A 14,435-nucleotide genomic window follows, 5' to 3' on the forward strand; every position below is an offset into this window, starting at 1 on the left:
TTACTAACAAGACGTACGACAAGGAGATTGCAGATGTCAATAAAGGGTTCAGATTTATCAACGCCAAGCAATCGCAAAGATGCCAATAAGAATACACTTAAAGTTCTAACAGCTGCTTATAAAATTTTCGCTATGAAAGGCTATGACGCCACCATCGAAGAAATTGCGAATGAAGCAGGGGTAGGCGTAGGAACTGTCCATCGGCGATTTTCCAATAAAACCGTGTTGGCCACTGCTGTAGTCACCGACATTTTCCAAAAAATTAAAGAGAAGCAACTACAGGTTGTCAAAATGGACTTGCCAGCTGATCAAAAAATTCGACTTTTATTTGAAATTTTCTCAGCTTCTCACTTACAATATGGAAAAATACATAGTATGGGGCTTCATTTGGCAACGATAGGCGAATTAGGCGATGAAATGAGAGCCTCCCTATTAACTGCCCTAAAGGGCAGCGTTCTAGATATCATTCTACAGGGCCAAGAAGAAGGAATATTTAGAGAAGGTGATCCGAAACTGCTGGAATTGCTCATTATCAACATGATTAACCCCCATCTCATTCTACAATTAAAAGAACTTGTGCCTGTTGAGAAGATCACAGAAACGATTTCTGACATGATTCTATTAGGGCTTGTAAAGAAATAAGGACTTCCACCATTAGGTGGAGGTCCTTTTTGGTTAGAGTTGTTCTTAACGGAACGGCAAGCCGCTAAAGTGGATGAAATGAGCTGAAAATTGAATTAGCGGAACGAGAGGCGTATGCTCATGAAAAAGCTGCCCCTCTAATGTATTCATCATTTTTGGGGCAGCCTCTATAGATCATTTGAATTCATTTCAATTACACAGAAACACCAGATAAACGCTCAGCAGCTTGTTCAGCTTCTTTGTTGGCATTTGCTAATATTTCATCTCGATTTAGGAATGATGTTCCTTGAGCTCTAATAATTTGGTAATCTTCAAGTCCCATGAAATTAAAAATGGATTTGAGGTATTTATGAGAGTATTCTACCTCCGTGTACCAATCATTATTCGTATATACCCCGCCGCTTCCTTGAATGACAAGAATGCTGCGGCCATCTTTTAATAAGCCCTCGGAGCCGGTATCCGTATATTTAAAAGTTTCACGGGCTATAAGGATATTATCCATATAATCTTTGAGCTTAGAGGGAATGTTAAAGTTATGCAATGGCATGACAATGACATATTTATGCGCACTTTTGAATTGCTTAAGGATGTCGGACATCCGGCTAGTAACCTCTTGCTCCTCGCTAGTTAACTGTTCCCCTTTTGCCAACTTCTCCCATGCGCTTAAAACCGTACGATCAACTGCAGGAACATGATCATCGTATAGATTAATTTGCTCAATGGTCTCCGTTTGATTTTGTTCCTTATACGCCTTCAAGAAATGGTTTAAAACCTGCAGACTAAAAGATGATGTAGATTCTACTTTGGGATGAGCATTAATAACTAACATTTTATTCATCAGAATCTCTCCTTTAAAGTTATTATTTGAATAAACCCACAGAAATAATTGCCAAAAGCCAGATAAGCGTTAGATTTCTATCGGTCATTATCTTTTTATAATGCAAGATGGCGGAAATCAGAAATATAACAATAATTATGATTATTATCATAAGAGTCCAAATCCTTAATCATATTCTTTGCTAATTAACCCTGGTATACTCCTCCATGAATGATAATTGAATTTAAAAGGAATCAACATTCCGTATTACACATCGATAATATCATGCGACATGGTTAATCGTCAACAAAACGGAATTAAAATTCCGTATTAACAGATTAACTAATGCCTTTCATCAAAAAAAAGCATACACAACAATGATTTTCTCACTGTTAAGTATGCTTCTTAACTTATACCATGCGAACGGGCAATCCCGATTTCGCTGATTTGAGCGCAGCAACAGTCACCTGTTGCGTCTTAAAGGCATCCTCATAATCCGAAAGAATATGCACCGTATCCCCTGTTTTCAGCGCATGGATGAAGGCTTCATTTTCTACGAGATAGGGATTAACCATTTTTTTAATTTCGGAGGTTGCATGGGCTTCGATCAATTTCAAGCGTTCCGTATCCCACTCCAGCATGCCCTCCTGCGTATAACAGGTAATACCAACCTTGCCCAAACCATCTGGCAGTACGCACGTATTAGAAATATTAGCTATGACGCCGCTGCGAAATTTTAAAGTGACCGTTCCCACATCGGCTGCCGTTACACCATCAAATTGCTTGTGCATCACTTGATTGCCATACAAAGCGTAGACTTCGTCAATCTCTCCTACACAGAAACGCAAAATATCAACCAGATGTGTGCTTTGTTCTATGAATTGTCCACCTGATCTCTCTTGATCTCTCCACCATGCAACCTGAGGCATATTTCCCATCCAATTGCCTGTAATCATGCCGATATGCTGCTGGCTCAACAATTGTTTCATCTGACTTACTGTATCTGTATAACGAAAATGATAGCCTACGGACGTAATCAGGGGTTTCTTGCGTAATTCGGTTAAAATCTGATAGGGCTGCTCAACATTGACACCAAGTGGCTTTTCCACAAAAAAAGGAATGCCTCTTTCAATAAGCTGCAATTCAAATTCCCCATGTGACATTGGCGGTACTAGAATATATACAGCATCCAAGTGCTCGGCATCCAACATCTCACTAACACGCTCATAGCTGGAGGGAATGCTGTATGCCGAGGCGAACTCCTCCGCTTTTGCCTTACTCGTCCCGCATACCGCTTGGATCTGTACATCTTCCATCTCGGATAAAATTTTTACGTGCATCTTACTGAACCCGCCTGTACCGATAATGCCGATATGTAACATGATTACAAGCTCCTGTTCTTATTATATTTTTACACAATCGTATAAGCCTCCTGCCACGTCTGTGCACCCTCTTGATACATCGCAAAGTTACCGGCTTGGCAGCTGATCTTTATTATACCATCATAAATAAATACAGAGTCAGCATACGTCGATCATTCGAGTAGAAATAAACAAGAGAGCTACGTGCCCAACCACTGATTTCAACCCAAAAAAAAACTACGACTGACCAATCAACATACAGATGTAGAGTTAGGAAATGGGTGAGAAATCAACTTCAGATTCATCATTCCCGGCTAAAGGACTGGAGCGACGTTAATCCCCGAAAAAGATTGAATTTAAACATCTAATGGACTCGACAGCCCTTAATCTACTTCAAATTATGAAAATAAGATAAATTGAAACTGAATAACGGCGCTGAAGTCCGTAAGCTCAGAATCATCGCTCCAAATAGGCATTTAACGGCATCCAGGTCCGTTAAACGTCTATTTCCGGTTGGTTTCATTAGCTGTGTGCGTTAATTGGTCCGTCGTAGAAAAAAAACGTTAAGAAAAACAGTCAGGGAAAAACATCCTGACTGTCTATTTACGTGTAAACCCAAACTTTTGTCCATGGGGAGGGATGGACGTGGGGTTCCAACCGCTGTTGAAGTCATGTTTTTTGAATTTATGTTGCGGTATCTGTTCTCCGTAAAGCAAGCCTCAATCAAATATAGAATTAAGAGTATGAATCGTTAGGGATTTAACCTTAACGCTCCCATCTTTCGCATACAATTTTATACCTGTTGACGAGGATAATGGGAAAATCTGATCCGTCATGACGAGTTTTCCGTCATTCGCGAAAGCTTCGATGGACGAGCGGTCCACGAAAATATGCAGCTTCATGTTCCCAGTCTCCGCTTTCAATAAAGCGCTGTGCTTGCAAGCAAAATCAGCATGAAAATCGATAGCTCCAGAACGACTGCGATCAATAAACAGCAGTTGCTCATGAGTGCTATAACCAAGGATTGTTTCCTCTGTTTCGGAGGCTCTTAGCTTCAAACCAAATTCTAACTCATCGTCAAACTCAAATTCAGCGATGATTTCAAGCAAATCACCATGTGTTACCGTTAATTCTGAATTGCTCAGCTCAAAAGCTGCCCAATTCTGTTCACCCCGCCTTTGAGCTTGGAGCTCAGGAATAGGCTTCTGAAGGAGCCGGACTCCCTCCATTTCCGCCGTAAGTGTTAGCTCTCTAGGAAGCGTCATCGCTCCTCTCCAATTGGAGGTTGGGATCACATTGGCATATTTCCAATTGTTCATCCACCCGATAAACAGTCGTCTTCCCTGCTGTTCAGGCACGTCTGACCATGTGACGCCCGCATAGTTATCTCTCCCGTGATCCAGCCAAAGAAGTGGAGCAGGGGATTCCTCTGAAACAAAAGTATCCCCATTGAATGAACCAATGAAACACTGCGTGCGTGATCCTTCCAGAAAGTTGGCATCTTCTCCAATACTAACAATAAGCACCCATCTCCTGTTGAGGATATCGCCATCTACAGGCAGTTCGAATAAATCCGGACATTCCCAAACGCCGTCATGGGAGCCTTGTCCAACCCCAAATTCACCAGAATGGGTCCACTCTTTCAAATTCGGTGATTTGTAAAATCGAATGGTGTCGCCCGCAGCAATGACCATCACCCAGCTTTGCTGAGGATTGAACCAAAATACTTTGGGATCACGGAAATCAGGCAGTGCTTCTTCTATTAGCACTGGGTTGTTTGCGTATTTTGTCCAGGTTCGCCCACGATCCGTGCTGTAAGCAAGACTTTGTCTTTGCCTGGTTAGATCAGTCCCCGGTTTCGTATCATGATGTGTGAAAATAGCAACTAGACCTGACTTACCAGCAAAAAAGCCGCTCGTATCGTGTTTATCTACCACTACGCTTCCTGAGAAAATAGCACCGTGTTCATCAGGCGCAAGCGCTATCGGAAGATGCTCCCAATGAACCAGATCCTGACTGACAGCATGTCCCCAATGCATAGGTCCCCAAACCGTACTTTCGGGGTGGTATTGATAGAAAAGATGATACTCCCCCTCATAAAATACCATCCCATTCGGATCATTCATCCACTGATCTCTCGGTGTGAAATGAAGCTGCGGCCGGAAGTTTGTTTGATTGTTAGCTGTTATCATGATGCTTCGTCACCTTTCGTATCTCTTCTAGGCTCGGCATCGCCGGTATGGCTCCTCTTCTGGTCGTGGCTAAGGCACCTGCTGCATTGGCGAAGCTGATCATACTTCGAATTTCAGTTTCACTCATTGCGTGAATGGCTTGCTTAGAATTTGAATCCATCCAACTGATAAGGAAACCTCCGAAGAACGCATCCCCTGCACCTGTAGCGTCTATCGCATCTACCGCATAACCACTAACACTCCCCGTTACTTGACCGAATCGGTAAAAAGCACCTTTTTCAGCCAGCGTAATTAAAATGATAGAAGGGCCAAAGGATTCATATAGCATGCGAGATCCCTCTTCAAGATCCGCAGCACCCGTTAGGAAAATGAGTTCTTCTTCGGATATTTTCACGATGTCTGCATGCGCCAAGCCATATTCCATCATACGTTTGGCATGCTCCAAATCGTCCCAAAGCGGAATTCGCAAATTGGGATCAAATGATATTGTGCAGCCATTTTCTTTGGCGAACAGGAGTGCTTTCCTTGTCGCGGAGGCCGATGGCTCATTCGTCATGGACAACGAGCCAAAGTGAAATAACTTCGACTGTGCGATCATATCGAGGAGCACCTCGTTTTCCGTCAGCAAAGTGTCGGCTCCAGGTTTACGATAAAAGCTAAAGGAACGGTCACCACTCGCATCCAATTGAACAAACGCCAGTGTCGTATTTGCTTCACTGCTCATCACTACGCCCTGCGTATCAATGCCGCACCGCCCTAACGTATCCACTAGATATTGTCCGTGAATGTCCGATCCGACTTTGCTGATGAAGCCAGTCCGCTTGCCCCACTTGGCTAAGGCAGCCAGCACATTGGCTGGCGCGCCCCCAGGATTGCGTTCAAATAAAGCATAACCTAGCTCTGAGTTTCCAGCTGGTGTGAAGTCGATTAACACTTCACCTAATGCAACGATATCATACATTGCTCTCTCTACCTCCCGATATTGTTTATCCGCTTTTTCTCTACACCGACACCTGAAATGCCGGTTTTATCTCCCATATTCGCATGGACGTGATTCGAATGTCTCGATCCCCGTGCAAAAGTAACCCTAGCGCGTCCAGTCTAGATGGGTAGGCGCGTGTCGTTAAGCTTTTTAGACCGTTGGCGTAGACCTCGATCAATGAACGATCTACGAACACCCGCAATTGCAGCGGTTCACCGTGAAGCTCAAGCAGCCCCTCTTGAATGCCAGTCGTTCGTTCACGCGTATCTAGCGTTGTTTTATTTCGATTTACGCCAAGCCGCTCTCGATCCTTATCATAGAAGAGAACAGTCTCCTCTTCTCCGTCTGATGTTCGTCTTAACGAGATTCCATATTGGTGCTCTGCCCCTGAACCAAATGTTAGCTCTATCTCAAACGTATCACTCCGTATGTGATGCAAGCTCTCATTCACTTCATCCAAACTAAGATCAAGTACGCTCAGAAGCTCCATCCCCCGGAGTTGACGCATTTCCTCTATAGGTTCGATCCCGAGCCGCCCATCCTCCCTTAGAGTCACGCTGATCGGCATGCCAGCGCCGTGCGACCACCCGCAATCATAATCGATTTCAGGTGTACGCTCACCCTGTGCAATCGTAAATAGAAGCGATCTTCCAGTTAAGGGATCAACCATGCCGCTCGGACCTGTGAAATGGAAATCACCTACATCGATGAGTCCTGGCTCTTCATGATCCGGAATGAACTGATAACGCGCACTATCCCATTTCCCGATCCAATAATTCACTTCTACTTTAGCCTCAGGCCCCCATGGGCTAATCAGGAAAATATGTTTACCCGTTTCCTCACCATTTCGCTTTAACGGCAGGAGTACTGGCAGTTCCCATACAAAGCCAAGGTATGGATATTTCTCATAATTACTCACATACAGCGGTCCTTCGCACGTCCAGTCGACTAAGTTCGCAGAGCGGTAGACCATCGCGGTTCCGCCTTGTCCCTCTATGCCCGTGCCGACGAGCATGATCCATTCTTCCTTTTCTTTCCACACATAGGGATCACGGAATTCACCAAAGTATCCAACGCCAGGCTCCTGAACCACGATTGGCTCTGGATGCTTCACCCAAGTCTTCAAATCTAAGTCTCCATCCCGCTGATAAGTCGTTCGAGCTAGACCCACCGATTGATTGGGAGAACATGCGTTATTCCCAATTGTATAAAATAATGCCGGATAACCGTGTTCATCATAAGCTGCACTTCCTGACCAGATTCCATCCGGATCAAGGCCGGGTTCCGGCGCCAAAGCCGCTGGAAGGTCGCGCCAATGAACTAAATCTTCACTCACCCAATGTCCCCAATGGATGTAATGCCAAAATGGGCCGTTTGGGTTGAATTGGTAGAACAAATGATACTGTCCATTGAAATAAATCGGCGCATGCGGTTCGTTCATCCAGTGCCCCGGCGAAGTTAAATGATACACCGGACGATGCCGATCCTGAACAAAATTAGCTCTAGATATGGCCAGGTCTTCGTAAGGAATAGCGGGTAAAGCTCCACCATGTTCGGTTAAATAATCCCGGTAAGTTCTCGCAATGTCCTCCTCAGACATCGCGAGATCATATAAACAAAGTTCATCCATCAAACCGTCGAACATATTCATCGTGAAGGCTTCTGCCAAAATAACACCCTTGTTATTGCGCCCGATTATCAAATCTTCCTGACTGGGAGTAATCAAAGTATCCTTCTGCGAATGCTGCTTTACCGCTGCCTCACTACCGTTTACATATAACTTCAGCAGTCCAGTTACCGATTCGTAAGTAGCGCAGACGAAGGACCACACTCCCTTAGGGAGCGGATGATCATAGCACCAAACTTCAACCCAATCTGCGCCAAGCGCAAGCTGGAGTGACCAAGACCCATGACGAGATAATCCGAAAATATAACCCTCGCAGCGATCTCTGTCATGCTGATTGACGATGGCGGCGAGTCGCCCTTCATCTCCGAAGTCATAGCTGCGGGGAGCAATCCAAGCGGTAATCGTTAATGCTCCCGACAAGCTAGGGCATTGGCCTGCTGGGCGCTGCAGCCATGTTGAATAACCATCAAACAACAGCGCACATCCACGAATCCCTTTACGCCAAGCCGGATCTTGTGGCGACTGAAACCGACCTTTCGTAAGGGCATATTGAATTGAATCCCCATTACCCGAATACGGATCATGCGCTATGCGCCCCTGCCCCTCATCGAAGGACCAATAGGCAATAGGTTCCATGCTCGATACCTCCTGATTTCCCATTACTTGGCCGCTTTATTGTAGCGGTCCAATGCATCCTGATAGATTTTCAATAAGTCATCTAATCCCATTTTCTTCAGTGTCGCTAAATAAGTATCCCATTCCTTCTCAACGCCGCCTTCCATCAACCATTTGGAGCGTTTTTCATTGGTCAGCTTGGCAATATCGGGTTTGATTTTACTGATTTTATCCAGCTCTTCCGGTGTAAAGAAAATACTCGGGTAATTCTCTTTTTCCATTTGCGGAACAAAAGTATCTTTAATTCGATTCATTCTTTCCAAAGCACGAGGTTCAGGAGCGACGAGATTTTGGAAATCCTCCGCCAAGATGACGCCGGTCATGTTCGGCGCTACTTTTTGGCGGAATTCGCCTGCTGCTACGCCTGCATCAAGCGGTTTCTGCAGAAGTTTGCCGTCTTTTTCATCGAATACAACGCCAATCGGTCCCCAATGTAGCTGAGCGGCCATCTTTGGCTCATATTGCAAATCTAACCATCTGGCTGTGATTTCCGGATTTTTGTTCACTTTCGTAATAACAGGACCCCCGCGACTCCAAGGTGAGCCATTGTTGTATTTCACAACCATATCCTTGAAAGGCGGTACAAGTGCATAATCCTTGGCGCGATCCGGTCCAACGATTTCCGTCTCTTCCCACCAGAGGTAGGATCCAAGCGTAACATCCTTCGTTTTTCCTTTTGCAAAGTAAGGTGCCGGATTGTTATTGAAAGTAAAAGAATCCTTATCAATGAGGCCCTCTTCGACCCATTTGTGGAAATAGGAAACTGCATCTTTATATTTCGGATCGATTGCGGCGTAATTCACCTTGCCATCTTTCACATTCAAGTGTTCGATAAACGAGTTATCACCAGGCTGATAGGTTTTGTCTGGGACGCCGAAAGCACCGAATAAGTAACCGATATCGCCTGTCCAGAAGGTATTCATGAAGGACATTGGTACTTCATCGGCCTTGCCGTTACCATTTGGGTCTTTCGTTTTAAAAGCGGTAAGCACGTTATGCAGCTCTTCAATAGTCGTAGGCATCTTCAAACTCAACTTATCCAGCCATGCTTTGTTCAAGAAGAGAAAATCCGGATTCGAACCGATACCAGCTTGCCCTTTACCTAGCTCTTCCGCCACAGGAAGCGAATAAATTTTCCCGTCAGGCGCGGTAACGAACGCTTTCAGCTCCGGTCTTTTTTCAAACAGCTTCTTCACGTTAGGCATATACTTATCGATGAGGTCATTCAGAGGGATGATCGTACCGTCTTTGCTGTATTTCACCAAATCATTATCTGTAAAACGAGCACCATAGAAAGCGTCCGGTAAGTTGGAGCTAGCTAGCAGGATGTTCTTCTTATCGTTATAGTTCGCTTCTGGGACATTATCCCAATCTACATGTACATTTGTCTGTTCTTCTAGACGTTTGAATATTTCCATCTCGCCATAATTAGGTGCAAGCGGCGCTTTGGGCGATACCATTTTCAGCGTAACTTTATCTTTTACAATCGGGTAACCGCTTTCGTTGAAGCTTTTGGAGGCTGCTTTCTCGCTGCTTTGCGGGGATGCAGATGCGGCATCTTTCGCTGCTGGTGCTTTGTCACTGCATGCTGCCAATACCAAACTTAAGCTCATCGTTACCATAGTTAATGTCGTTAGTCTTTTTTTCATTTGTCGATACCCTCCTCTTTGTATGTAACCCATTACGTTCATGACTGATCCATGGATGCACTTCCTGGTATCACCGTAAGACCACCACCACCACCTTTCATGCTTGCCTTCGATTTTTTAACCTTTTACAGAACCAATCAGAACACCTTTAACGAAATAACGCTGTAAAAACGGATATAAAATGAGTAGTGGTGCCGCTGCAATGAGGATAACCCCATATTTGATCAACTCAGAGACCCTTTGTTTAGCTAAAAGTGAGTCAATATCTGATACCATGTCGCCGATAGGCTGGCTCTGGATCAAAATATTACGGAGGACCAGCTGCAGCGGATACAGCTTTTCATTCTCCAAATAAATTAACGCATCGAAGAATCCATTCCACTGGCGAACTACCGCAAACAGCACAAGAACTGCAATAATGGGTTTGGATAATGGAATTACAACACTCCATAGAAAGCGCGTATTTCTGCAGCCATCCATGAAAGCCGCTTCTCGGAGCTCATCGGGTATTGCCGATTGGAAGAACGTCCGGGCAATAATAATCCCAAAGGCATCAACTGCTGATGGCAGGATGACCGACCAAATCGTATTCACCATGCCCAGATTTTTGACCAATAAATAAGTTGGAATTAAGCCGCCGGAGAAAAACATCGTAAACACGAAGAACAGCATAAACACATTGCGTCCATAAAAATCCTTACGGGAAAGCGGATAGGCCGCTCCAATCGTTAAAGAAACACTGATTAGGGCACTTGCAGCTGCGTAAAGGATCGAATTTCCATAACCAGACCAGATCTGAGGATCTGATAAAATTCTCCTATAGCCTTCGAGTGTAATTCCTTTGGGCCATAGCCAAACATTGCCGGCATAGATTTGATCTGGCTCGCTGATGGAAGCAATAACGACGAAATAAAGAGGATACAGAATCAACAATGCAAAGCCGCTCAACACTAGGATATTTAGAGCGTCAAACCATTTATCAGCGGTACTCTTAGCTGTAATCATGGGACGAATACCTCCTCTCTTTTAAAATAGGCCGCTGCCATTTATTTTTTTGACGATGCGATTAACGGATAGCAATAGAACGAAATTGATCAGGGAGTTGAACAAACCTACTGCTGCAGAGAAGCTGTATTCCGCTCGCTGCAAGCCGATTTTGTACACGTACGTAGCAATAATCTCAGACGAACTAACGTTCAGGTCATTTTGCATGAGAAAAGCTTTTTCGAAGCCAACATTCATCAGATTCCCAATCGCCAATATGAACAAAATGAGAATCGTCGGCTGGATGCCAGGAATATCGATATGCCAGATCCGATGCCATTTCGTAGCTCCATCCACAACCGCCGCCTCGTGAAGATGCGGATCAATACCTGCTAACGCCGCTAAGTAAATAACGGAAGCAAAGCCGGTTTCTTGCCATACACCGGAGAATACATAGAGGCTTTTGAACCATTCAGCCTTCGATAAAAAGTAGATCGGCTCGCCTCCAAAAAGTTGAACGATGTGATTGATTAGTCCACTTCCCGGCGATAAAAACACATACAACATACCAACGAGGACGACTGTTGAGATGAAATACGGAGCATAAATGACAGTCTGGATAAATCGTTTGTACCTTTCATGGAGCAGCTGATTGAGCATCAACGCGATGAGGATAGGCACAGGAAATGAAACCACTAAAGAGAAAACACTAAGTCCTAACGTATTCTGAATGACGGTCCAAAAGTTGAAAGAATCGAAGAACCGCTGAAAATGCTCCATGCCTACCCAAGGACTACCCCAGAAACCTTTGGAAGCGATAAAATCCTTAAATGCGATTTGAACCCCATACATTGGCCAATATTTAAAAATGATGAAGTAGATCACGGTGGGCAGAATGAGAAGGTATAACTCATAGTTGGTTCTGATCTGTTTAAGTGGTTCCTTGAACTTGTTCATTCGTTGTGATGCAGCCCCTTTCTTTTTCGGGAAATCGTTTACGTAAACGTTTTTCTGATGTTCAAAAAAAAGCCTGATCAGCTTTTTAGCAGGAATCTCGTAGAATTAACGAGGTAGGAAGTCTGTATTCTTCGCTTATTGTGCTTGGCTTCTCGATCCGTTCTAACATGACCTCTGCTGCTTTCACGCCGATCTCGTAAGAAGGCTGCCGGATGACCGACAAAGGCGGACACGTAATTTGTGTCCAATCATAATCGTCAAAACCAATAATAGCCAGCTCGGCTGGAATTTGAATCCGTCGTTCTTGTATGTATTTCATCGCGCCCATTGTCAATACGTTATTGGCAATAAATAGAGCTGTAATCTTCTGCTCGCCAAGCAGCGCCTTAGCACTCTCATATCCGCTCTCTAAGTTAGATTCCGCCATCCTCACAATGGATGAATCAAACGGAATATCGTGATCTGCTAATGCATTTTTGTACCCATCATAGCGCTCATTACTCGTTGTAATACCGAGTTCTCCGGTTAACAGCCCAATTCTGTGATGACCTTTCAGGATGAGCGTTTTTACTGCTTCGTAAGCGCCTCCAATTCCGTCTGCCAACACACAATCCCCGATATAACCTGTCGGATTGCGATCGATGAACACGACAGGATAATTAGAACCCACGATATCGTTTAAATAACCGACATCTTCAGCGATTGAAGCAATAAATAAGCCGTCAATTAACTTAGAATTAAACAATTTAATTTGTTCTTTCTCATCTTCAATTTGTTCCGTTGTATTGTTGCTCAGCAGCAAATGATAGCCATGCTGCTTCAATGTATACTGAATACCTTGTGCTACCATCATAAAGAAGAAATTAGAGGTATCTGATGGGAGAACTGGCACGATGAGTCCAATTGTATTAGACTTCTGACTGCGCAAGCTCCTAGCTGCCGAATTTGGGCGGTAGTCGAGTTCTTCCATTGCTTCATAAACTTTGCGCTTAACTTCATCCGACACATAACGGGTGTTATTAATTACATGTGACACTGATGCTATCGAAACGCCCGCTTGCTCGGCTACCTGCTTAATACCCGATCGCATAACATTCGACCCTCTTCTCTCGAGAAAACGTTTACGTAACCGTTTTCTTTTATTATATGGTCGAATTCTTTGAGTTGTCAATGACTTTTTACGGTCACTGCTCGATTTTTGATTTTGGCTCACCTTCAAATTCATCGCCTGTTATCTTCTCTCTAACAATAGTCACTTTGCCCCCACTGTTCATCACTGTCGTTTTCACATCACCTATTTTACAATCTTCACAGACCCAACTGTTTTCTAACTTCCTAAACCCATTCGTCGTACCACAGTGTTCGCAAGTAATCATTCAGCATCAACTCCTAATCATTCATAATAGCTGCTTATACTGTACTACTTATCAAATTCGCACTCTATGAGATATGTCACAGATTTGTTCTGTTTTCTGTGATCAATCTCACTGCCTCGTTCAATTAAAAAGATTACACTTTGTGTAAAACTCTACATAGGAGGTTCAAAACATGGGGTACTATTCACATACTTCCGCTAGTAATGAAATAGCCAATTACATGCATTGGCACTGGATGATGGATAATCAGTTTCGTTTATTACATAAACTTCACTCAGATATCGATCAAAAATTGAAGATTATCAATGGACTTGCAAGTAACATAGAGTCCGAAATAACTTCGGTAACGCGGATAACTTTCATCAAAAAAATGGTTGAAGAAGTCAGAGGATTATTGGATGAACTTTCTCTCCTTGAAAAGAAAGAGGGGGATATGCTTTTACTTACGTCTACTCCTTTTGCTAAAATGAATATAGAAACGAACGAATCGTTCGAGTCAGAAGTTGAGTATCTTCTTACCGTGTTAAGAATGTTCTATCAAAAGACTCTACGTATGACCCCATTGCCAAACAAAAAAGAAGCCAAGGAGTTAAGCCGATGCTTAAGGTTGACTATTCAACCTATTGAAAATCACATGGATCGAATAGAAAAAGAATGGTACCCAGCTATATTGGAAAGGCTTTAGGTAACGGAGCCAGCTGCTCGGAGTGTCAAACCAACTTGATGTATTATTCAGACGAAAAACACTTGAAATCTAAGGAATGAAGAAAAACCGTCAGGAAAGATCTGACGGTCCTTTTTAGGTTTAACGCGCATCTACTTATACTCATATCCTTGTTTCGATACAATTTTATCCAAACAATTTGCCTTACTTATGGTATGGTTCCCCGCGATTTATCCGCACCATGCGATTAACCTGCTCCATCAGCACCAACCGCATCAGCTGCTGTTCCTCAGCAGGGCACATGTTCTCCGGTGCCTTATCGTCCGGCACTTCTATCATCTGCACCTTGGCATACGGCCCAATGCGCCTCACATACTCCGCGATCCCGTCCACGAGATTAGCGCGCCTTCAATCCCCTACGGTTAATATCTGTAGATGCATAACCAATAAACTCCCTCGTTTGCTCCATTGGATAAAATACAATCAAATCAGGCTCATTCAACCTATTT

At 43.9% G+C, this 14,435-nt stretch carries 13 protein-coding genes; 2 read left to right on the forward strand and 11 right to left on the reverse strand.

All coding sequences use genetic code 11. From position 1 onward, the window contains the following. Nucleotides 1–33 precede the first annotated feature (33 nt). Nucleotides 34–642, forward strand: a complete 609-nt coding sequence (locus GC102_RS15990; protein ID WP_171690441.1) for a TetR/AcrR family transcriptional regulator — start codon at nucleotides 34–36, stop codon at nucleotides 640–642. A gap of 193 nt (nucleotides 643–835) precedes the next feature. On the opposite strand, the gene GC102_RS15995 is transcribed toward GC102_RS15990, so the two are convergent. From GC102_RS15995 to GC102_RS16040, 10 genes are all read right to left on the reverse strand, one after another. Beyond that, nucleotides 836–1,480, reverse strand: a complete 645-nt coding sequence (locus tag GC102_RS15995) for an FMN-dependent NADH-azoreductase (protein ID WP_171690442.1) — start codon at nucleotides 1,478–1,480, stop codon at nucleotides 836–838. A 389-nt stretch (nucleotides 1,481–1,869) separates the two neighbouring features. Further along, entirely contained in the window at nucleotides 1,870–2,841 is a 972-nt protein-coding gene (locus tag GC102_RS16000; RefSeq protein WP_216628073.1) for a Gfo/Idh/MocA family protein, read from the reverse strand. A gap of 698 nt (nucleotides 2,842–3,539) precedes the next feature. Then, nucleotides 3,540–5,012: a glycoside hydrolase family 32 protein gene (locus tag GC102_RS16005; RefSeq protein WP_171690443.1), complete on the reverse strand. Its 1,473-nt coding sequence runs from the start codon at nucleotides 5,010–5,012 to the stop codon at nucleotides 3,540–3,542. Beyond that, the gene (locus GC102_RS16010; protein ID WP_171690444.1) at nucleotides 4,999–5,973 is read right to left on the reverse strand and encodes a carbohydrate kinase family protein; all 975 of its coding nucleotides are present in this window, start codon (nucleotides 5,971–5,973) and stop codon (nucleotides 4,999–5,001) included. The genes GC102_RS16005 and GC102_RS16010 overlap by 14 nt, the downstream gene beginning before the upstream one ends. Before the next feature lie 40 nt (nucleotides 5,974–6,013). Then, on the reverse strand, nucleotides 6,014–8,257 hold the full coding sequence (locus GC102_RS16015; protein WP_171690445.1) for a GH32 C-terminal domain-containing protein: 2,244 nt from the start codon (nucleotides 8,255–8,257) through the stop codon (nucleotides 6,014–6,016). Nucleotides 8,258–8,280: 23 nt separating this feature from the next. Next, nucleotides 8,281–9,945, reverse strand: a complete 1,665-nt coding sequence (locus tag GC102_RS16020; RefSeq protein ID WP_171690446.1) for a type 2 periplasmic-binding domain-containing protein — start codon at nucleotides 9,943–9,945, stop codon at nucleotides 8,281–8,283. Between the two features lie 117 nt (nucleotides 9,946–10,062). Continuing rightward, a complete protein-coding gene (locus tag GC102_RS16025; RefSeq protein WP_171690454.1) occupies nucleotides 10,063–10,959 on the reverse strand; it encodes a carbohydrate ABC transporter permease in 897 nt (298 codons plus the stop codon). Nucleotides 10,960–10,971: 12 nt separating this feature from the next. Beyond that, on the reverse strand, nucleotides 10,972–11,886 hold the full coding sequence (locus GC102_RS16030) for an ABC transporter permease (protein ID WP_082562398.1): 915 nt from the start codon (nucleotides 11,884–11,886) through the stop codon (nucleotides 10,972–10,974). Between the two features lie 85 nt (nucleotides 11,887–11,971). Continuing rightward, nucleotides 11,972–12,976, reverse strand: coding sequence for a LacI family DNA-binding transcriptional regulator (locus GC102_RS16035; RefSeq protein WP_171690447.1), 1,005 nt, complete (start codon nucleotides 12,974–12,976; stop codon nucleotides 11,972–11,974). Between the two features lie 94 nt (nucleotides 12,977–13,070). After that, complete coding sequence (locus tag GC102_RS16040; protein ID WP_171690448.1) at nucleotides 13,071–13,262, reverse strand: hypothetical protein; 192 nt, start codon at nucleotides 13,260–13,262, stop codon at nucleotides 13,071–13,073. A gap of 172 nt (nucleotides 13,263–13,434) precedes the next feature. On the opposite strand from GC102_RS16040, the gene GC102_RS16045 reads away from it, so the two are divergent. Further along, nucleotides 13,435–13,947: a hypothetical protein gene (locus GC102_RS16045; RefSeq protein WP_171690449.1), complete on the forward strand. Its 513-nt coding sequence runs from the start codon at nucleotides 13,435–13,437 to the stop codon at nucleotides 13,945–13,947. Between the two features lie 183 nt (nucleotides 13,948–14,130). On the opposite strand, the gene GC102_RS16050 is transcribed toward GC102_RS16045, so the two are convergent. Next, nucleotides 14,131–14,298, reverse strand: a complete 168-nt coding sequence (locus GC102_RS16050; protein ID WP_376769377.1) for a 23S rRNA (pseudouridine(1915)-N(3))-methyltransferase RlmH — start codon at nucleotides 14,296–14,298, stop codon at nucleotides 14,131–14,133. Nucleotides 14,299–14,435: the final 137 nt, after the last annotated feature.

Source organism: Paenibacillus germinis (genome assembly GCF_013141785.1).
Taxonomy (GTDB): Bacteria; Bacillota; Bacilli; order Paenibacillales; family NBRC-103111; genus Paenibacillus_E; species Paenibacillus_E phytorum.